Source organism: Streptomyces sp. NPDC006365 (assembly GCF_042870755.1).
In the GTDB taxonomy this organism is placed as follows: domain Bacteria; phylum Actinomycetota; class Actinomycetes; order Streptomycetales; family Streptomycetaceae; genus Streptomyces; species Streptomyces xiangluensis.
Map to the genome: position 1 here is coordinate 13,304 of NZ_JBIAHS010000015.1, position 17,950 is coordinate 31,253.

Here is a 17,950-nt window from a genome sequence, read left to right on the forward strand (position 1 = left end):
TACTTGTTGTACCGTTCAGGCATGTCAGAAGCAGCTCTCGTACAGGCAACGATCGGCGACAGCGAGTTCGACCGCGACACCGCGGTCACGCGCCGCGCACCCGGCGTCTACGACATCGACCTGTCCGCCGGATGGACGATCATCAACGCCGTCAACGGCGGTTATCTGCTGGCGGTTCTGGGCCGCGCGCTCGCGGACACCCTGCCGCACGGCGACCCGTTCACCATCTCCGCGCACTACCTGACCGCGTCCGAGCCGGGTCCGGCGGTCGTCCGCACGGACCTCGTACGCACCGGCCGCACCCTGTCGACGGGCCAGGCTTCCCTCTTCCAGTACGACGACCAAGGCCGGGAGGTCGAGCGCATCCGCGTTCTCGCCTCCTACGGCGACTTGGACGAACTCCCCGACGACGTACGGACGTCGGCGAAGCCGCCGGTGATTCCGCCGCCGGCCCAGTGCTTCGGCCCCGCAGACTCGCCCGCTCCCGTCCCCGGCAGCTCCGCCATCACCGACCGTCTGATGCTCAAGCTCGACCCCTCCACCCTGGGCTGGGCCCTCGGCTCGCCGTCCGGCAAGGGGGAGATGCGGGCCTGGTTCGGGCTCGCCGACGGCCGGGACGCCGACCCATTCTCGCTGCTCCTCGCGGTCGACGCGCTGCCGCCGACCGCCTTCGAACTGGGCCTGTCCGGCTGGGTCCCGACCGTCGAGCTGACCGTGCACATACGCTGCCGTCCGGCGCCGGGTCCGCTGCGGATCTCGATCACCACACGCAACCTCGCCGGCGGTTTCCTGGAAGAGGACGCCGAGGTCTGGGACAGCGCGGACAGGCTGGTGGCGCAGTCGCGACAGCTCGCGCGGGTCAGGCTCTGACCCCGTTCACCGCAGGGCGACCAGGCGACTGAAGGGCGCGTACGACAGTTTCGTACGCGCCCTTCGTATGCACTCTTCGTGAGCGTCCCCGCGTGGGAGCTCACCCCAGCCAGTGGCGGCGGCCGACGGCGATCAGGCGCATGCGGCGGGTCGCCACCCGGATGACCCGGTCCTGCTCCTCGGGGGACGCGTCCAGAAGGTTGGAGGCGGTCATCAGCATCTGGTCGACGTACAGACCCGCGAGCATCAGGAGGTCGTCGTCGTTCCAGCCGGCCGACTCCGGGTGCTCGGCCAGTGCGGTCCTCACCTCGTCGGTGAACCGGGCGAGTTGCTCCGCTATCGCGGCCCGGACCTTCTGGACTCCGCCGTTCCGTTCGCGGGCGATAAAGCGGATGTGTGCTGGGTACTCGCGTACGTGACGGGCGATCAGCTCGACGGCGCGCTCGATACGTTCGTCGCCGTCGCCGGCTGCGGACACCGTGCCGGCGATCACGGCGTGCAGGCTGCCCAGCGCCTCCTCGACCAGGGCCACCCCGAGATCCGCCGTCGAGGGGAAGTGCCGGTAGAAGGCGGTCGGGGCGACGCCCACGGCCCTGGTGACCTCCCGCAGGCCCAGACTGCTGAGGCTCTGCTCCTCCAGCAGGCCCAGTGCGGCGTCCAGGAACGCCTGCCTCGTCCTCTGTTTCTGGGCCTGCCGGACGCCGAGGGTGTGACTCATGCCATGCAGTTAACAACTGTTCTCTGTGATTTGAAAAGTCATGAACGAGCTAGACTGACAAGTCAGTGAACAAGTGTTGCTACAAGCGTTCACTGATCAACGATTACGACCCACGACACCACGAGAGGCATCCATGCTGTTCCTCGTCGCGGCACTCCTGCTGCTGGGCGTCGTTCTGGGCACCGTGGCCCACGCGCCGCTCTCCTTCACCCTCGTCGTCGCCGTGGTCATCGGCGTCTGGCTGGCCGTGTTCGCGGCCCGCGAGCGTCACTCACGTCGTCGCGAGAACGCCAACTGACCACGTCCCTACGTCTGTTGGGAGCAGACTCATGCAACTGACCACCGCCGCGCCCCAGCGCCGTAACGCCGTCCGTCGTGACGCCGACGGCATGGCCGTGGCGTCCTTCATCCTCGGCCTCGTGGGCCTCCTGGTCTTCAACATCTTCCTGGGCCCCATCGCCATAGCCCTGGCCTCGGTGGCCCTTTACCGCAACACCACCCGCCCCGGCCGCGCCTATCTGGGACTGGGCCTCGGCATCGCCGACCTCCTGGTCCTGGCGGCCTTCATGTCGGCGGACAACACGTTGTCGTGGAGCCTCGGCAGCTGACGGACCGGCCCAACGGAGCCACACCACAGCGGGCTCTAGAATTGGGCCCACCATGGCATACCTCGACCACGCCGCGACCACCCCCATGCTCCCGGAGGCGGTCGAGGCAATGACCGCCCAGCTGAGCGCAACGGGCAACGCCTCCTCCCTGCACGCAGCCGGCCGCCGTGCGCGGCGAACCGTCGAGGAAGCCCGCGAAACCCTGGCGGCCGCCCTCGGCGCACGCCCCAGCGAGGTGGTCTTCACCTCCGGCGGCACCGAGGCCGACAACCTCGCCGTGAAGGGCCTGTACTGGTCCCGCCGCGACGCCGACCCGTCCCGCACCCGGGTTCTCGCCAGCCCTGTCGAGCACCACGCCGTCCTCGACGCCGTGCACTGGCTCGGTGAACACGAGGGCGCCACGGTCGAGTACCTCCCGGTCGACCCGTACGGCCGCGTTCACCCCGAAGCCCTGCGTGAGGCCATCGCCCGGAACCCCGACGACGTGGCCCTCGCCACGATCATGTGGGCGAACAACGAGATCGGCACGGTGCTGCCGGTCCGCGAACTGGCCGAGGTCGCCGCCGAGTTCGACATCCCCCTGCATGCCGACGCCGTCCAGGCCTTCGGCCAGCTCCCCGTCGACTTCGGCGCCTCCGGGCTCGCCGCGATGTCCGTCTCCGGCCACAAGATCGGCGGCCCGTACGGCATCGGCGCTCTGCTCCTCGGCCGCGAGTACAGCCCCGTACCCGTCCTGCACGGCGGCGGTCAGGAGCGCCACGTCCGCTCCGGGACCCTGGACGTGCCCGCCGTCGCCGCGTTCGCCGTCGCCGGCCGGACCGCCGCCGAGCAGCGCGAGTGGTTCGCCCGCGAGATCGGCGCGCTGCGGGACGACCTGATCGACGCCGTACGAAAGGCCGTCCCCGAGGCCGTCCTCGGCGGCGACCCGGCCGGTGAGGGGCGGCTGCCAGCGAACGCCCACTTCACGTTCCCCGGCTGCGAGGGCGACTCGCTGCTGCTGCTCCTGGACGCCCAGGGCATCGAGTGCTCCACGGGTTCGGCGTGCACGGCGGGTGTGGCCCAGCCCAGCCATGTCCTCCTCGCCACGGGCACCGACCCGGACCTGGCCCGCGGCACCCTCCGCTTCTCCCTCGGCCACACCTCCACGGATGCGGACGTCGAAGCGGTGGCCAAGGCGATCGGCCCGGCGGTGGAGAGGGCACGGACGGCTGGGCTCAGCTGAGGCCCAGCAGCGCCGTGGCTACGCCTGCGCCTTGGCCGTACGAGCCCGGCGTACGAGCGGTATGTACCGGTCCCAGTCCCAGCCCGGACCTGGATCCGTGTGGTCCGTGCCCGGCACTTCGACGTGGCCGATGATGTGCTTGCGGTCGATCGGGATCTTGTAGCGCGCGCAGACTCGTGCCGTGACGCGGGCCGAGGCCTCGTACATCGCGTCCGTGAAGTCCTCCGGCTTGTCCACGAAACCTTCGTGCTCTATGCCGATGCTGCGTTCGTTGTAGTCGCGGTTGCCGGCGTGGAAGGCCACGTCCAGCTCGCGGATCATCTGGGCGACGTAGCCGTCCTTGCGGACGATGTAGTGGGTCGCGGCGCCGTGCCCGGGGTCCTGGAAGACCTTCACCGCGCTGTTGAAGCTGCCCTGGGTGACGTGGATGATCACCCGGTCTATGCCGTAGTCCTCGGGACGGTCCGCCGTCCGCAGGTTCGCCGACGAGGCCGCCACCCAGCCGGCGCCCGCGAAGTCGACCTCGCCCAGCTTGCGCGGCTTCTGCATGCCGGGCATGCGCCACCACATGCGGGACATGTCGTCCCACGCGAGCGCGGCGGTGCCCGCTGCGGCTGCCGTGCCGCCGATCAGCAGCGCCCGGCGCCCGATGCGCCGGTCCGCGTCCCCCGCCCTGTGGGTCCTATGGCTGTTCGTCTCGCCCATGTGATCTCCAACGGATACTCGCGGGCTCCGGTTCCCGCGGCCCCTTACCCTTGAAGGGTTATGACTCAGATCTCGCAGCGCCCCCGCCCCCTCCGCGTACTGGCCGCCATGTCCGGCGGTGTGGACTCCGCCGTCGCCGCCGCCCGCGCCGCGGAAGCCGGGCACGACGTGACCGGTGTCCACCTCGCCCTCTCGGCGAACCCGCAGTCGTTCCGTACGGGCGCGCGCGGCTGTTGCACCATCGAGGACTCGCGCGACGCCCGCCGCGCCGCGGATGTGATCGGCATCCCCTTCTACGTATGGGACCTCGCCGAGCGTTTCCGCGAGGACGTGGTCGAGGACTTCGTCGCCGAGTATGAGGCCGGACGCACCCCGAACCCCTGCCTGCGCTGCAACGAGAAGATCAAGTTCGCGGCCCTGCTCGACAAGGCCCTCGCCCTCGGCTTCGACGCCGTCTGCACCGGCCACTACGCCAAGGTGATCGTCAACGACGACGGCACGCGCGAGCTGCACCGCGCCTCCGACATGGCCAAGGACCAGTCGTACGTCCTCGGAGTCCTCGACGACCGACAGCTGGCGCACGCCCTCTTCCCGCTCGGCGACACGGTCACGACGAAGGACGAGATCCGCGCGGAGGCCGAGCGTCGGGGGCTGGCCGTCGCCAAGAAGCCTGACTCGCACGACATCTGCTTCATCGCCGACGGCGACACCCAGGGCTTCCTGGCGAACCGGCTGGGCAAGTCGGAGGGCGACATCGTCGACGAGTCGGGTGACAAGGTGGGCACCCACGAGGGCGCGTACGGCTTCACGATCGGCCAGCGCAAGGGGCTCCGCATCGGCACCCCCGCCCCCGACGGCAAGCCGCGCTACGTCCTCGACATCTCACCGGTGAACAACACGGTGACGGTCGGCCCCGCGGCCTCCCTGGACGTCCGTGCCCTGACGGCCATCAAGCCCCGCTGGTGCGGCGCGGCCCCCACCGGCCCGGGTACGTACACGGCACAGTTGCGCGCCCACGGTGGCGAGACGACCGTCACCGCCGAGCTCGTCGACGGCTCCCTGGAAGTCACCTTCACCGAGCCCGTCCGCGGCGTCGCCCCCGGCCAGGCGATCGTCCTGTACGACGGGACGCGGGTGGTGGGCTCGGCGACGATCGCGACTACGGTGCGGGCGACGACTGCGGTGGCCTAGTCGGTTTCGTTTGGATCAGCGGGCGGACCAGCGGAAGATGCCCGCGATGTGGAGTCCGGCCAGGTAGATGATCGCGGTCCTCCAACGGGTGGCGATGCCGCGCCACTGATTGAGGCGGTTGATGCACCGCTCGACGGTGTTGCGCTGCTTGTACGCCTCGCGGTCGAAGGCCGGTGACCTGCCTCTCCTGCTGCCTCGTCGCAGGCGTGGCCCCGCTGATCTGCCGGGACGGGGATCACCGCCCGGATACCGCGCTTGCGCAGGTGCTCGCGGATCGCGCGTGAGGAGTACGAAGGCGATCGCGTCGATCACTTCCCGGTGGTCCCGCCACCGGCCACCCCGCTTCGGAGTGCGGTCCGGGAGTAACGGCTCAATCCGCGCCCACTGCACGTCGGTCAACGGCAGACACGGACCAACGACCCACTGATCCAAACGAAACTGCCTGGTCGGTCAGATGACTTCTACTTCGTAGAAGCACACGTGGTCCTTGATCTCCGCGACCTCCGGCTTCGGGTCCGGGTAGGTCCAGACGAGGTCGGGGGCGCCGGGCATTGACCAGTAGGACGCGTCACCCTTGAACGGGCAGTGGGTGTGAGTGGCCGAAGGTGTCAGCAATTCGGTGCGTACGTCCTCAATGGGCAGGTAGTAGCGTACGGGCAAGCCTGTTTCGCGCAGCAGCAGCGGGCGTGTGCTCTCCGCGAGTACCTGCCCGTCGTGCACTACGCGTACGTGCTCGGTGCCCTTTTCGATGGTGATGCGGTGGCCTGCGGTCACGTCCGGCTCCTCGGGTAGCGGTCTCACCGGGTGCAAGCACACGCTGCGGGCGGATTCTTCCCTGACATCGTCCCGATCGGGAGTCCCTATGGGAGCCACACGACTGACCCGCTACCGCAAGAGCCTTGCCCATCAGGTGACCTACGCGCTGCGGCACCCCGAGAAGGTGCCCGCTCACGTCCGCCGGGCGGCGCGTGACGGCTGGCTGCGCCTCAAGTACCGCGACCACATCGCGTACTACCGGGCTGTGATGGCCTCCGACGCCGCGCGCAGTACGGAGGCGGCGGTGGGCCACAATCCGTCGCGCGACCGGTGGGCGCAGATCGGCCGGATGCAGTTCGACTACCTGGTGCGGCACGGGCTGAAGCCGCAGCACAGGATGCTGGAGATCGGCTGCGGGAACCTGCGCGCAGGGCGGCTGTTCATCGACTACCTGGAGAGCGGCAACTACTACGGGATCGACATCTCGCCGGACATCCTGATCGCGGCCCAGGACACCCTCGTAAGGGAAGGCCTTCAGACCAAGCTGCCCCATCTGACGCTCACGGATGATCTGACCTTCGCCTTCCTGCCCGACGCGTACTTCGACGTAGTGCACGCGCACAGTGTGTTCTCGCATTCGCCGCAGGACGTCATCGAGCAGTGTCTCGCGCACGTGGGCCGCGTACTCGCGCCCGGCGGGTTCTTCGACTTCACCTTCGACCGGACCGAGGGCAGAGAACACCAGGTGCTGCACGAGGACTTCTACTACCGCACGGAAACGCTGGTCCAACTGGCCGCGAAACACGGCCTCTCGGCCCAGTTCATGGACGACTGGGAGAAGCTGCCGCACCGTCAGTCGAAGCTCCGCGTGAGCGTGATGTCAGAGGCGGCCCGTACGGTGAGTCCATGAACATCTGCGTCTTCCTCTCGGCCGCCGACCTCGACGCGCGCTATACGCGACCCGCCCGTGAGTTCGCCGAACTGCTCGGCAAGGGTGGGCACACGCTGGTGTGGGGCGGTTCCGATGTCGGGCTCATGAAGGTCGTCGCCGACGGGGTGCAGGAGGCGGGTGGGCGGCTGCTCGGGGTCTCCGTGGGGTTCCTGGCGGCCAAGGCGCGGCCGGACGCGGACGAGATGGTCGTCGCGCGGGACCTGGCCGAGCGGAAGGCGCTGCTTCTGGAGAAGGCCGACGCGGTGGTGATCATGGTCGGCGGGACCGGCACGCTGGACGAGGCGACGGACATCCTGGAGCTGAAGAAGCACGGCCACACCACCAAGCCGGTGGTGCTGCTCAACACGGTGGGCTTCTACGACGGCCTCAAGGAGCAGTTCCAGCGCATGGAGGACGAGGGCTTTCTGCCGGTGCCGCTGACCGACCTGGTGTTCTTCGCTGAGGAGCCGGTGGGAGCGCTGGCGTACCTGGAGGAGTCGCTCGGCAAGCAGTGATGCGAGCATGGCGGGCATGGCTACACATGTGATCACCGGGGCCGGTTCCGGCATCGGCGCGGCCGTCGCCCGCCGTCTTCACGCGCGCGGGGACGAACTCGTGCTGTTCGCGCGCGACGCGGGTCGCGCCAAGGAGCTTGCCGCCGAGTTCCCGGGGGCGAAGACCCTGGTCGGCGACCTCGCGGATCCGGACCGGCTGTCCTGGGCGTTCTCGCACCAGACGTTGCCCGACCGGATCGACTCGCTCATGCACATCGCGGGCGTCATCGACCTCGGCCCGGTCGGCGAGCTGACCCCCAAGACCTGGCGCCACCAGCTGAACGTCAACCTGATCGCGCCCGCCGAGCTGACCCGGCACTTCCTGCCCCAACTCCGCGTCGCCCAGGGACATGTGATCTTCGTCAACTCCGGCTCCGGCCTCAACGCCGGCCGCGAATGGTCCGCGTACGCCGCCTCCAAGCACGGCCTGAAGGCCCTCGCCGACTCCCTGCGCCACGAGGAGCACGCGAACGGCGTCCGCGTCACCTCGGTCTACCCGGGCCGTACCGCCGGCCCCATGCAGGCCAAGGTCCACCAGCAGGAGGGCAAGGAGTACGACCCCTCGAAGTGGATCGACCCCGAGTCGGTGGCGACGACGATCCTGATGGCCCTGGACCTGCCCCGGGACGCGGAGGTCAACGACCTGACGGTGCGGCCGGGGCGCTGACCTCGCCATCACGATTCCGTACGCTGCGGGTGTGAGCGAAGACAGCAAGTTGAGGCCTGGTCCTGCGACCGGGGTCGGGTCGATGCCGGGAGAGGACGCCCGGGAGGCCGCCAAGACCGTGACCGGCACTTTTGAGGGGCCGGAGACGGGGATGCCGTATCTGGCGGAGCTGCCTGCCCGGGGGCCCGGGGCCGACATGATCGGGCGGACGGCGGGGATGCTGGTCGAGCTGTACGCGCGCGTGGAGCCCAGCGGGTGGCGGATCGGGGACCGGCCGGGGCGGGACACCCGGCGGGCCAGGGCCTGGCTCCGTCAGGACCTCGACGCGCTGGAGGAATTCACGCAGGGGTACGAGGGGCCGCTGAAGGTGCAGGCGGTGGGGCCCTGGACGCTCGCGTCGGCGCTGGAGCTGAAGAACGGCCAGGCGGCGTTGTCCGACGCCGGTGCGTGCCGGGATCTCGCCGGATCGCTCGCCGAGGGACTGCGCGCCCACCTCGACGACGTACGGCGGCGGGTGCCCGGCGCCGAGATCGTGCTGCAACTCGACGAGCCCTCGCTCGTCGCCGTCCTGCGCGGCCAGGTGCAGACCGCGAGCGGCTACCGCACCCACCGGGCCGTGGACCGCCAGGTCGCCGAGGGCACGCTGCGGGACGTCGCCGGCGTGCACGACGGCGGGCCCGTCGTCGTGCACACCTGCGCCCCCGACGTCCCGTTCGCCCTGCTGCGGCGGGCGGGAGCCACCGCGATCTCCTTCGACTTCGGGCTCCTCACCGAGCGTGACGACGATGCGATCGGGGAAGCAGTGGAAGGGGGCACGAAGCTGTTCGCCGGCATCGTGCCGGGCACGGACGGCCCATTGTCAGACCCTGCCGGTAGCGTCATGGGTGTCAGGACGCTGTGGCGCAGGCTGGGGCTGAATCCGGGGCTTCTCGCGGAGTCGGTCACGGTCACTCCGACGTGCGGACTCGCGGGTGCTTCGCCCGAGTACGCACGCCGGGCGCTCGCCCACTGCGTCCAGGCGGCGAGATCCCTCGCGGACAACCCAGAGTAACGGGAGGACGACACGGTGGCCGGCGACAAGGACGCACAGACTGGCTCGACTGCGGGGCCCGTGCCCGCTGAGGCACGGGAGAAGCACGCGCAATTCGCGGAGCAGATCGAGGAGCACCGCTTCCGGTACTACGTGAAGGACGCGCCGGTCATCAGCGACGCGGAATTCGACCGGCTTCTGCGCACCCTGGAGGCCCTCGAGGACGAGTATCCCGAGCTGCGCACCCCCGACTCCCCGACCCAGAAGGTCGCGGGGGCGTACGAGACGGACTTCACGGCGGTTCAGCACCGCGAGCGCATGCTGTCGCTGGACAACGCCTTCGACGACGCGGAGCTGGCGGCCTGGGCGGACCGTGTCGCGAAGGAGGTCGGCACCTCCGACCATCACTTCCTGTGCGAGCTGAAGGTCGACGGCCTCGCGGTCAACCTCACCTATGAGCACGGCCGCCTCACACGCGCGGCGACCCGCGGCGACGGCCGCACGGGGGAGGACATCACACCGAATGTGCGGACCATCGCAGAGATCCCCGACCGCCTGAGGGGCGACCGCATCCCCGACCTCGTGGAGATCCGCGGCGAGGTCTACTTCCCGATGGAGAAGTTCCAGGAGCTCAACGCCCGCCTGGTGGAGGCCGGAGACAAGCCTTTCGCCAACCCGCGCAATGCCGCGGCGGGTTCACTGCGCCAGAAGGACCCCCGAGTCACCGCCACCCGCCCGCTGCACATGGTGGTGCACGGCATCGGCGCGAGAGAGGGCTTCGACGGACTCGACCGGCTCTCGGGGGCCTACGACCTGCTGCGCGAATGGGGCCTGCCGACGACCCCGTACAGCAAGGTGGTCGACGACCTCGACGGCGTACGGGAGTTCATCGCGTACTACGGAGAAAACCGCCACTCTGTGCAGCACGAGATCGACGGCGTCGTCGTGAAGCTCGACGAGATCCCCCTCCAGGGCCGCCTCGGCTCGACCTCGCGCGCACCGCGCTGGGCGATCGCGTGGAAGTACGCGCCGGAGGAGGTCAACACCAAGCTGGTCAACATCCGTGTGGGCGTGGGCCGCACGGGTCGCGTCACGCCGTATGCGCAGGTTGAGCCGGTCACCGTGGCGGGCTCCGAGGTCGAGTTCGCGACACTGCACAACCAGGACGTGGTCAAGGCCAAGGGCGTCCTCATCGGCGACACGGTGGTGCTGCGCAAGGCCGGTGACGTCATCCCGGAGATCCTCGGCCCGGTCGCCGATCTGCGCGACGGCAGCGAGCGGGAGTTCGTGATGCCCGCCGAGTGCCCCGAATGCGGTACGCCGCTGCGGCCGATGAAGGAGGGCGACGTCGACCTGCGCTGCCCCAACGCACGTACGTGCCCCGCCCAGTTGCGCGAGCGCCTCTTCTACCTGGCGGGACGCAAGGCGCTGGACATCGAGAACTTCGGCTACGTCGCCGCGGCCGCGCTGACCAAGCCTCTGGAGCCGGCCGAGCCGCCTCTCAAGGACGAGGGTGAACTCTTCGATCTCACCATCGAGCAGTTGCTGCCCATCAAGGCGTACGTCCTCGACCAGGACAGTGGCTTGCCGAAGCGGGACCCGAAGACCGGCGAGGAAAAGATCGCCACGGTCTTCGCCAACCAGCAGGGCGAGCCCAAGAAAAACGCGCTGGCCATGCTGGAGAACATCGCCGCCGCCAAGAGCCGCCCGCTCGCCCGGGTGCTCACGGGGCTGTCGATCCGTCATGTCGGTCCGGTCGCGGCCGAGGCACTGGCGCGCGAGCTCCGCTCGATCGACAGAATCGAGCAGGCCACAGAGGAGGAGCTGGCCGCCACCGAGGGAGTCGGCCCGATCATCGCGGCCTCCCTGAAAGAGTGGTTCGCGGTGGACTGGCACCAGGAAATCCTGCGCAAGTGGCGGGCGGCCGGAGTTCGGATGGCGGAAGAGAGTTCGGGCGAGGACGAAGGACCGCGCCCGCTCGAAGGACTCACCGTCGTCGTCACCGGAACGCTCGAACACCACACACGGGACGGCGCGAAAGAGGAACTCCAGAGCCGCGGCGCGAAAGTGACCGGATCGGTTTCGAAGAAGACGTCTTTCGTGGTCGTAGGTGACAATCCTGGATCGAAGTACGACAAGGCGATGCAGCTCAAAGTGCCTGTTCTGAACGAGGACGGCTTTGCCGTTCTGCTCGAACAAGGGCCGGAAGTAGCCGCTGAAGTCGCGCTTCCGATCGAGGAGTAGGGATTGAAGGCCACTCGTTCGGCGCATACCAGATGCATGCGGGTGGCCTGGTCGCATTCGGGCAACCGTAGACGACCGGTGCCCGTAGAAGCCTTCTGCGGCCTACTGTTGAGATGTGCGCCTGCCGTGCCCAGCTGCGGTTGGGGCATCTCCCGCTCGTCAAGAGCGGGGGAAGAGTTTTCAGACGCGGTGCCGTTGAGTGAGTGTCGGGCATCGGGCCGCGTGGCGTGGGCACCGCCGGCTGTGAGAGGGACGGGTAATGGAACCGACCGAGAGCGCCGCCCCGGACTCACGGCTGCGCCCGCGCTGGGTGACCGGCATACGGAGATGGGGGGCGTCCCTGGGTGCCGCCGGACAGCGAGCCGTGGGCGGGCAGCGCAATGTGGTGGACGGGCACGCTCCGGGCACGGAGACGCACGGACAGGGGCACGGGCAGCGCCAGATGAGCGCCGGCTCCGGGCTCGGGATCCTCAGCACCCGCCCCGGGCTTGGGATGCCGGGCCGGGAGAGCACCGGTTCCGGGCTCGGAATGCCCAGCCATGGAAGCACCGGCGCCGGGCTGGGAATGCCCAGCCATGGAAGCACCGGCGCCGGGCTGGGAATGCCCAGCCATGGAAGCACCGGCGCCGGGCACGGGCTGCCCGGCCACGAACCCGAGAGGCAGACGTACTGGCCCACACTGCCCACGGCGGTCATCGCGGCTGCCGGGGTCGTGCTGGGCGCGGGCTTCTTCCGGGGATTCACCGGGAGCCAGGCGCTCTTTCCGTCCGGTTCCGTCGGCTGGTCCCTTGCCGTGCTGGTCGGCATCATCGTCGGCCATCTGGTGGCGCTCGGCCGCGCCCGCTGGTGGGGCGGCACGGGCTCCGGCGCGGCCCTGACGCTCGCCGTCCTGCTGCTGTACGGCTGGGTGCCCGCGGGAATGGTCAGCCTCACCGTCGTCGTGCTCGTCGGCATAGCGCGCCGGCACCGCTGGCGGCAGGGCGTGCTGCAAGGAGCGGTGGACATTCTCGGTATCGGCGGCGGCGCGCTGGTGCTGGCCGTGTTCGGCCGGGTCCCGTCCGTGGAGGAGCCCTGGAACCCGCAGAGTTGGACCGTCTACACCGCGCCCGAGGTGGTGTTGGTGGCAGTCGCGTATCTCGCTGTGACGCGCGCGCTCCTGTGGTACCTCCATGCGCCCCGTGCCGGAGTGCCGACCGTCGCCCGTACGGCCTTGGTCAGACACGGGCTCGTGGCCGTGGCGCTGCTCGGCATCGCCCCGCTGATCTGCGTCGTCGCGATGTCCCTTCCCGTACTGCTGCCGCTCTTCTCGATCCCGCTCATCGCGCTCGACTTCAGTCTGTGGATAGCGCGCGCCCGGGCCGAGGAACAACTGCGCGACCCGCTCACCGGGCTGCCCAACCGTCAGTGGCTCCTCGAACGCACCTGGACGGCGCTTGAGGACGCCGAGCGGATCGGTGCGCGTTCCGCACTGATGCTGATCGACCTGGATCGTTTCCGGTCCGTGAATGACACGCTGGGACATCTTGCGGGGGACCGGCTGCTGTTGCAGATCGCGGATCGGTTGCGGCTGGCGTTGCCGCGCGGGGCGGAGGCCGCGCGGCTCGGTGGTGACGAGTTCGCCGTACTGCTGCCAGTAGCCGACTCGACGACGTCCGCGACACGGGTGGCTCGTAACCTCGTCGCCGCGCTCGGTTCGCCGCTGGATCTCGACGGGCTGACGCTCGTGCTGGAGGCCAGTGCCGGGCTCGCCGTCTTCCCCGACCACGCGCTGGACGCGGAGGGGCTGCTGCGGCGGGCGGATGTCGCGATGTACCAGGCGAAGCGGGACCGTACGGGAGTGGAGGTGTACGAGTCCAAGCGGGACTCCAACACGCCTGACCGCCTGGGGCTGCTGGGGGATCTGCGCCGGGCTCTGGATTCCGGGGACGTCGAGTTGCACTACCAGCCGAAGGTCCGCTTCGACGGACAAGTGGCCGGGCTTGAGGCGCTCGTACGGTGGGTGCATCCCGAGCGGGGGAAGGTGCCGCCGGACGAGTTCATAGCGATCGCCGAATCGTCCGGGCTGATGCCGCATCTCACGGAGTATGTGCTGGAGACGGCGCTCGGGCAGGTGGCCCGGTGGCGGGCCCAGGGGCTTTATGTGCCGGTGGCCGTGAACGTGTCGCCGCGGGATGTGCATACGCCGGGGTTCGCGGGGTCGGTCGCCGCGCGGCTCGCGCGGCATGGAGTCCCGGCGGGGGCCTTGCAGTTGGAGATCACCGAGCATGTGCTGCTCGAGGACCCGCACCGGGCCGCGGCCACGCTGGCCGCGCTGACCGGACACGGCGTGAAGATGTCGCTCGACGACTTCGGGACCGGGTACTCCTCGTTGGTGCACCTGCGTCGGCTGCCCGTGAGCGAACTGAAGATCGACCGGTCCTTCGTGGCTCGGCTGGCCGTCGACACGGAGGACGCCGAGATCGTCCGCTGCACCGTCGATCTCGCTCATTCGCTGGGGCTTCTCGTCGTTGCCGAAGGGGTGGAGGACGACGAGACGTGGGAGCGGCTCCGGGATCTCGGATGCGACGCGGTTCAGGGTTGGCTGGTCGCCGCGGCGATGCCCCCGGAGGAGACCACCGCGTGGCTTCGGGCCCGCGGGTCCCGGGGGTGGCAGCGGCCTCGGGCCGCGCTGCCCGCGGCTGCGGCGGATGATCCGGGGCGGGTCGTTTAGGGGCACAGCACCCCGGAGGGCGGGAGCAGAAAGGAAACCCGGGCGCAGCCACCCGCACCGGCGCCATAGGATTGGCGCAAAGCACACACACTCACCCCTGAGGATCGCTGCATGCCTGGCATCACGCGCGAGGAGGTCGCCCACCTCGCACGGCTGGCGCGTCTGGAGCTGAAGGACGAAGAGCTCGATCACTTCGCCGGTCAGCTCGACGACATCATCGGCGCGGTCGCCCGCGTCAGCGAGGTCGCCGACCAAGACGTACCGCCGACCTCCCACCCGCTGCCGCTGACGAACGTCATGCGCGCGGACGAGGTCCGTCCGTCGCTCACCCCCGAGCAGGCGCTGTCCGGCGCCCCGGCCCAGGAGCAGCAGCGTTTCAAGGTGCCGCAGATCCTGGGGGAGGAGTAACCCGACATGACGGACAGCAACGTCACCATCATCAAGCTCACCGCCGCCGAGATCGCCCAGAAGATCGCCGCCGGCGAACTGACGGCCGTGCAGGTCACCGAGGCCCACCTCGCTCGTATCGAGGCCGTCGACGAGAAGGTGCACGCCTTCCTGCACATCGACCGGGAGGGCGCGCTCGCCCAGGCCCGTGCCGTCGACGAAAAGCGGGAGCGAGGGGAGAAGCTCGGGCCCCTCGCCGGTGTGCCCCTCGCGCTCAAGGACATCTTCACCACCGAGGGGATCCCGACCACGGTCGGTTCGAAGATCCTCGAGGGCTGGATCCCGCCGTACGACGCGACCGTCACCCAGCGGCTGAAGGCTGCCGACGTCGTCATCCTCGGCAAGACCAACATGGACGAGTTCGCCATGGGGTCCAGCACCGAGAACAGCGCGTTCGGGCCGACCGGCAACCCGTGGGACCTGACGCGTATCCCCGGCGGCTCCGGCGGTGGGTCCTCCGCCGCCCTCGCCTCCTTCCAGGCCCCTCTCGCCATCGGCACCGACACCGGCGGCTCCATCCGCCAGCCCGCCGCCGTCACCGGCACGGTCGGGGTGAAGCCGACGTACGGCGGCGTGTCCCGGTACGGCATGGTGGCGTTCTCGTCCTCCCTCGACCAGGGCGGCCCCTGCGCCCGTACGGTCCTGGACGCGGCTCTCCTCCACGAGGTCATCGCCGGTCACGACCCCCTCGACTCGACCTCCATCGACGCACCCGTACCGCCTGTCGTCGAGGCCGCCCGCAACGGCAGCGTCGCCGGCATGCGCGTCGGCGTCGTCAGGCAGTTCAGCGGCGAGGGCTACCAGGCCGGTGTCGTCCAGCGCTTCGAAGAGTCGGTCGCGCTCCTCAAGGAGCTGGGCGCCGAGATCGTCGAGCTGGACTGCCCGTCCTTCGACCTGGCGCTGTCCGCGTACTACCTGATCGCGCCGTCCGAGTGCTCCTCCAACCTCGCCCGCTTCGACGGTCTGCGCTACGGCCTTCGCACCGGCGACGACGGCGACCGCTCCGCCGAGGACGTCACCTCCCTCACCCGTGAAGCGGGCTTCGGAGACGAGGTCAAGCGCCGCATCATGCTCGGCACGTACGCCCTGTCGAGCGGCTACTACGACGCGTACTACGGCAGTGCCCAGAAGGTACGCACGCTCATCACCCGCGACTTCGAGAAGGCCTTCGAGCAGGTCGACGTGATCGTCTCCCCGACAACACCGACCACCGCCTTCCCGATCGGCGAGCGCGCCGACGACCCGATGGCGATGTACCTCGCGGACCTGTGCACCATCCCGACCAACCTGGCGGGCAACGCCGCCATGTCGCTGCCCTGCGGTCTTGCGCCGGAGGACAACCTCCCGGTCGGTCTGCAGATCATCGCCCCCGCGATGCAGGACGACCGCCTCTACAAGGTGGGCGCCGCGGTCGAGGCCGCCTTCGTGGAAAGGTGGGGACACCCGTTGATCGAGGAGGCTCCGTCGCTGTGAGCAAGGCACTGTCGAAGGCCAAGGGCTTCAAGAAGTCGAAGTCCGGCACGTACCTGTCCATCGCCACGACCGCGTTCGGCGCGATCGGTGTCGCCAAGCAGATCAAGAAGGCCCGCGTCGAGAACGACACGCTGCGGCTCGTCGACGCCGTGGTGACCGCCGCCGGCGTCGTCACCGGTCTCGCACTGCTCTACCGCGAGCTGAAGCGGCTGGGCGACGACGACGTCCTGCTGGGCTGAGAGGGAAGTTTCACCGTGACCACCACGACCGACCTGGTGTCGTACGAGGACGCGCTGGCGTCGTACGACCCCGTCATGGGCCTAGAGGTCCATGTCGAACTCGGCACCAAGACCAAGATGTTCTGCGGCTGTTCGACCGAGCTGGGCGCCGAGCCGAACTCGCAGACCTGCCCCGTCTGCCTCGGCCTGCCCGGCTCCCTCCCGGTCATGAACGCGACCGGTGTCGAATCCGCGATCAAGATCGGTCTCGCGCTGAACTGCGAGATCGCCGAATGGTGCCGCTTCGCCCGGAAGAACTACTTCTATCCGGACATGCCGAAGAACTTCCAGACCTCCCAGTACGACGAGCCGATCGCCTTCAACGGCTATCTGGACGTCCAGTTGGAGGACGGCGAGGTCTTCCGTGTGGAGATCGAGCGCGCCCACATGGAGGAGGACACCGGCAAGTCCACCCACGTGGGCGGCGCCACGGGCCGTATCCACGGCGCCTCGCACTCCCTCCTCGACTACAACCGCGCCGGCATCCCGCTCATCGAGATCGTCACCAAGCCGATCGAGGGAGCGGGAGAGCGCGCCCCCGAGGTCGCCAAGGCGTACGTGGCCGAACTGCGCGAGCTCATCAAGGCGCTCGGTGTCTCCGAAGCCCGCATGGAGATGGGCCAGATGCGCTGCGACGTGAACCTCTCGCTGCGCCCCAACGGCACCGAGAAGTTCGGTACGCGCTCCGAGACGAAGAACGTCAACTCGCTGCGGTCGGTGGAGCGGGCCTGCCGGTACGAGATCCAGCGGCACGCCGCCGTCCTGGGCAGCGGTGGCACGATCGTCCAGGAGACCCGCCACTTCCACGAGGACACGGGCTCCACGACCTCCGGGCGCGTGAAGGAAGAGGCGGAGGACTACCGCTACTTCCCCGAGCCGGACCTCGTCCCCGTCGCTCCGACCCGCGAGTGGGTCGAGGAGCTGCGGGCGGGCCTGCCCGAACTGCCGCGGGTACGCCGCAACCGGCTGCGTGAGGAGTGGGGGATCTCCGAGCACGACATGCAGTCGATCCTGAACGCGGGCGCGGTCGATCTGATCGCCGCCACGATCGAGGCGGGTGCCGACTCGGTCTCGGCGCGCAAGTGGTGGATGGGCGAACTGGCCCGGAACGCCAACGAGTCGGGGCGTCCGATCGACGAACTGCCGATCACGCCCGAGCAGGTGGCCCGGGTGACCTCGCTGGTCAAGGAGGGCTCCCTCAACGACAAGCTGGCCCGTCAGGTCATCGAAGGCGTTCTCGCGGGCGAAGGCACCCCGGACGAGGTCGTCGACAAGCGCGGCCTGAAGGTCGTCTCGGACGAGGGCGCCCTCACGGTTGCCGTCGACGAGGCCATCGCGGGCAACGCGGCCATCGCGGACAAGATCCGAGGTGGCAAGGTGGCCGCGGCGGGCGCCCTCGTGGGCGCGGTCATGAAGGCCACGCGGGGGCAGGCCGACGCGGCCCGCGTCAAGGAACTGATCCTTGAGAAGCTGGGCGTGGAGGGCTAGCGCTCGGGAGCGTGTCTGAACGCCGGTCGGGCTGGAGCACTCCAGCCCGACCGGCGTT

At 69.4% G+C, this 17,950-nt stretch carries 18 protein-coding genes and 2 pseudogenes; 15 read left to right on the forward strand and 5 right to left on the reverse strand.

What is annotated here, in order from left to right; all coding sequences use genetic code 11:
- Window positions 1-21: 21 nt before the first annotated feature.
- The gene (locus ACFYO0_RS32315) at window positions 22-870 is read left to right on the forward strand and encodes a thioesterase family protein (RefSeq protein ID WP_388683213.1); all 849 of its coding nucleotides are present in this window, start codon (window positions 22-24) and stop codon (window positions 868-870) included.
- Between the two features lie 100 nt (window positions 871-970).
- On the opposite strand, the gene ACFYO0_RS32320 is transcribed toward ACFYO0_RS32315, so the two are convergent.
- Window positions 971-1,588, reverse strand: coding sequence for a TetR family transcriptional regulator (locus ACFYO0_RS32320; RefSeq protein WP_388683216.1), 618 nt, complete (start codon window positions 1,586-1,588; stop codon window positions 971-973).
- Window positions 1,589-1,721: 133 nt separating this feature from the next.
- Here ACFYO0_RS32320 and ACFYO0_RS32325 point away from each other — a divergent pair, with 133 nt between their 5' ends.
- From ACFYO0_RS32325 to ACFYO0_RS32335, 3 genes are read left to right on the forward strand one after another with little or no spacing between them, the layout of a single operon-like run.
- Window positions 1,722-1,886 carry a hypothetical protein gene (locus ACFYO0_RS32325; protein ID WP_388683219.1) on the forward strand — a complete coding sequence of 55 codons (165 nt, stop codon included), beginning with the start codon at window positions 1,722-1,724 and terminating at the stop codon, window positions 1,884-1,886.
- A gap of 31 nt (window positions 1,887-1,917) precedes the next feature.
- Complete coding sequence (locus ACFYO0_RS32330; RefSeq protein WP_386357114.1) at window positions 1,918-2,196, forward strand: DUF4190 domain-containing protein; 279 nt, start codon at window positions 1,918-1,920, stop codon at window positions 2,194-2,196.
- Between the two features lie 52 nt (window positions 2,197-2,248).
- On the forward strand, window positions 2,249-3,418 hold the full coding sequence (locus tag ACFYO0_RS32335) for a cysteine desulfurase family protein (RefSeq protein WP_388683221.1): 1,170 nt from the start codon (window positions 2,249-2,251) through the stop codon (window positions 3,416-3,418).
- Window positions 3,419-3,436: 18 nt separating this feature from the next.
- Here ACFYO0_RS32335 and ACFYO0_RS32340 read toward each other — a convergent pair whose 3' ends face one another.
- Complete coding sequence (locus ACFYO0_RS32340; protein ID WP_388683224.1) at window positions 3,437-4,123, reverse strand: N-acetylmuramoyl-L-alanine amidase; 687 nt, start codon at window positions 4,121-4,123, stop codon at window positions 3,437-3,439.
- A gap of 60 nt (window positions 4,124-4,183) precedes the next feature.
- Here ACFYO0_RS32340 and mnmA point away from each other — a divergent pair, with 60 nt between their 5' ends.
- Complete coding sequence (mnmA, locus tag ACFYO0_RS32345; protein ID WP_388683227.1) at window positions 4,184-5,314, forward strand: tRNA 2-thiouridine(34) synthase MnmA; 1,131 nt, start codon at window positions 4,184-4,186, stop codon at window positions 5,312-5,314.
- Between the two features lie 15 nt (window positions 5,315-5,329).
- On the opposite strand, the pseudogene ACFYO0_RS32350 reads toward mnmA, so the two are convergent.
- The 3 genes and pseudogenes from ACFYO0_RS32350 to ACFYO0_RS32360 all read right to left on the reverse strand — a co-directional run.
- Window positions 5,330-5,607 (reverse strand): annotated as a pseudogene (locus ACFYO0_RS32350) (transposase); the annotation flags it as partial.
- Between the two features lie 40 nt (window positions 5,608-5,647).
- Window positions 5,648-5,704: pseudogene (locus ACFYO0_RS32355) on the reverse strand (hypothetical protein); the annotation flags it as partial.
- Window positions 5,705-5,764: 60 nt separating this feature from the next.
- Window positions 5,765-6,088, reverse strand: coding sequence for a DUF427 domain-containing protein (locus ACFYO0_RS32360; RefSeq protein ID WP_388683229.1), 324 nt, complete (start codon window positions 6,086-6,088; stop codon window positions 5,765-5,767).
- A gap of 88 nt (window positions 6,089-6,176) precedes the next feature.
- Between ACFYO0_RS32360 and ACFYO0_RS32365 the strand changes: the two genes are divergently transcribed.
- From ACFYO0_RS32365 to gatB, 10 genes are all read left to right on the forward strand, one after another.
- Window positions 6,177-6,980: a class I SAM-dependent methyltransferase gene (locus ACFYO0_RS32365; protein WP_388683232.1), complete on the forward strand. Its 804-nt coding sequence runs from the start codon at window positions 6,177-6,179 to the stop codon at window positions 6,978-6,980.
- The gene (locus ACFYO0_RS32370; RefSeq protein WP_388683234.1) at window positions 6,977-7,516 is read left to right on the forward strand and encodes a TIGR00730 family Rossman fold protein; all 540 of its coding nucleotides are present in this window, start codon (window positions 6,977-6,979) and stop codon (window positions 7,514-7,516) included. Before ACFYO0_RS32365 ends, ACFYO0_RS32370 begins: the two co-directional genes overlap by 4 nt.
- Window positions 7,517-7,523: 7 nt before the next feature.
- Window positions 7,524-8,222 (forward strand): SDR family oxidoreductase, encoded by a 699-nt coding sequence (locus tag ACFYO0_RS32375; RefSeq protein WP_388683237.1) that lies wholly within the window; start codon window positions 7,524-7,526, stop codon window positions 8,220-8,222.
- 31 nt (window positions 8,223-8,253) lie between these two features.
- Window positions 8,254-9,273: a methionine synthase gene (locus ACFYO0_RS32380; protein WP_388683240.1), complete on the forward strand. Its 1,020-nt coding sequence runs from the start codon at window positions 8,254-8,256 to the stop codon at window positions 9,271-9,273.
- Window positions 9,274-9,288: 15 nt separating this feature from the next.
- Window positions 9,289-11,496, forward strand: coding sequence for an NAD-dependent DNA ligase LigA (ligA, locus tag ACFYO0_RS32385; protein ID WP_388683243.1), 2,208 nt, complete (start codon window positions 9,289-9,291; stop codon window positions 11,494-11,496).
- Window positions 11,497-12,025: 529 nt separating this feature from the next.
- On the forward strand, window positions 12,026-14,206 hold the full coding sequence (locus ACFYO0_RS32390; protein ID WP_388683572.1) for a putative bifunctional diguanylate cyclase/phosphodiesterase: 2,181 nt from the start codon (window positions 12,026-12,028) through the stop codon (window positions 14,204-14,206).
- A 111-nt stretch (window positions 14,207-14,317) separates the two neighbouring features.
- Window positions 14,318-14,614, forward strand: a complete 297-nt coding sequence (gene gatC, locus ACFYO0_RS32395; protein ID WP_030258164.1) for an Asp-tRNA(Asn)/Glu-tRNA(Gln) amidotransferase subunit GatC — start codon at window positions 14,318-14,320, stop codon at window positions 14,612-14,614.
- Between the two features lie 6 nt (window positions 14,615-14,620).
- A complete protein-coding gene (gatA, locus tag ACFYO0_RS32400) occupies window positions 14,621-16,126 on the forward strand; it encodes an Asp-tRNA(Asn)/Glu-tRNA(Gln) amidotransferase subunit GatA (RefSeq protein ID WP_388683244.1) in 1,506 nt (501 codons plus the stop codon).
- Entirely contained in the window at window positions 16,123-16,365 is a 243-nt protein-coding gene (locus tag ACFYO0_RS32405; protein WP_165256369.1) for a hypothetical protein, read from the forward strand. The genes gatA and ACFYO0_RS32405 overlap by 4 nt, the downstream gene beginning before the upstream one ends.
- Window positions 16,366-16,380: 15 nt before the next feature.
- Window positions 16,381-17,892, forward strand: coding sequence for an Asp-tRNA(Asn)/Glu-tRNA(Gln) amidotransferase subunit GatB (gene gatB, locus ACFYO0_RS32410; RefSeq protein WP_388683247.1), 1,512 nt, complete (start codon window positions 16,381-16,383; stop codon window positions 17,890-17,892).
- Window positions 17,893-17,950: the final 58 nt, after the last annotated feature.

Excerpts from the sequence above, each read along its gene's own strand:
- ACFYO0_RS32320 (WP_388683216.1), bottom strand. The coding sequence starts at position 1,588 with ATGAGTCACACCCTCGGCGTCCGGCAGGCCCAGAAACAGAGGACGAGG.
- ACFYO0_RS32335 (WP_388683221.1), top strand. The coding sequence starts at position 2,249 with ATGGCATACCTCGACCACGCCGCGACCACCCCCATGCTCCCGGAGGCG.
- ACFYO0_RS32330 (WP_386357114.1), top strand. The coding sequence starts at position 1,918 with ATGCAACTGACCACCGCCGCGCCCCAGCGCCGTAACGCCGTCCGTCGT.
- ACFYO0_RS32370 (WP_388683234.1), top strand. The coding sequence starts at position 6,977 with ATGAACATCTGCGTCTTCCTCTCGGCCGCCGACCTCGACGCGCGCTAT.
- ACFYO0_RS32375 (WP_388683237.1), top strand. The coding sequence starts at position 7,524 with ATGGCGGGCATGGCTACACATGTGATCACCGGGGCCGGTTCCGGCATC.
- ACFYO0_RS32340 (WP_388683224.1), bottom strand. The coding sequence starts at position 4,123 with ATGGGCGAGACGAACAGCCATAGGACCCACAGGGCGGGGGACGCGGAC.
- gatC (WP_030258164.1), top strand. The coding sequence starts at position 14,318 with ATGCCTGGCATCACGCGCGAGGAGGTCGCCCACCTCGCACGGCTGGCG.
- gatA (WP_388683244.1), top strand. The coding sequence starts at position 14,621 with ATGACGGACAGCAACGTCACCATCATCAAGCTCACCGCCGCCGAGATC.
- ACFYO0_RS32325 (WP_388683219.1), top strand. The coding sequence starts at position 1,722 with ATGCTGTTCCTCGTCGCGGCACTCCTGCTGCTGGGCGTCGTTCTGGGC.
- mnmA (WP_388683227.1), top strand. The coding sequence starts at position 4,184 with ATGACTCAGATCTCGCAGCGCCCCCGCCCCCTCCGCGTACTGGCCGCC.
- ACFYO0_RS32315 (WP_388683213.1), top strand. The coding sequence starts at position 22 with ATGTCAGAAGCAGCTCTCGTACAGGCAACGATCGGCGACAGCGAGTTC.
- ACFYO0_RS32365 (WP_388683232.1), top strand. The coding sequence starts at position 6,177 with ATGGGAGCCACACGACTGACCCGCTACCGCAAGAGCCTTGCCCATCAG.
- ACFYO0_RS32390 (WP_388683572.1), top strand. The coding sequence starts at position 12,026 with ATGCCCAGCCATGGAAGCACCGGCGCCGGGCTGGGAATGCCCAGCCAT.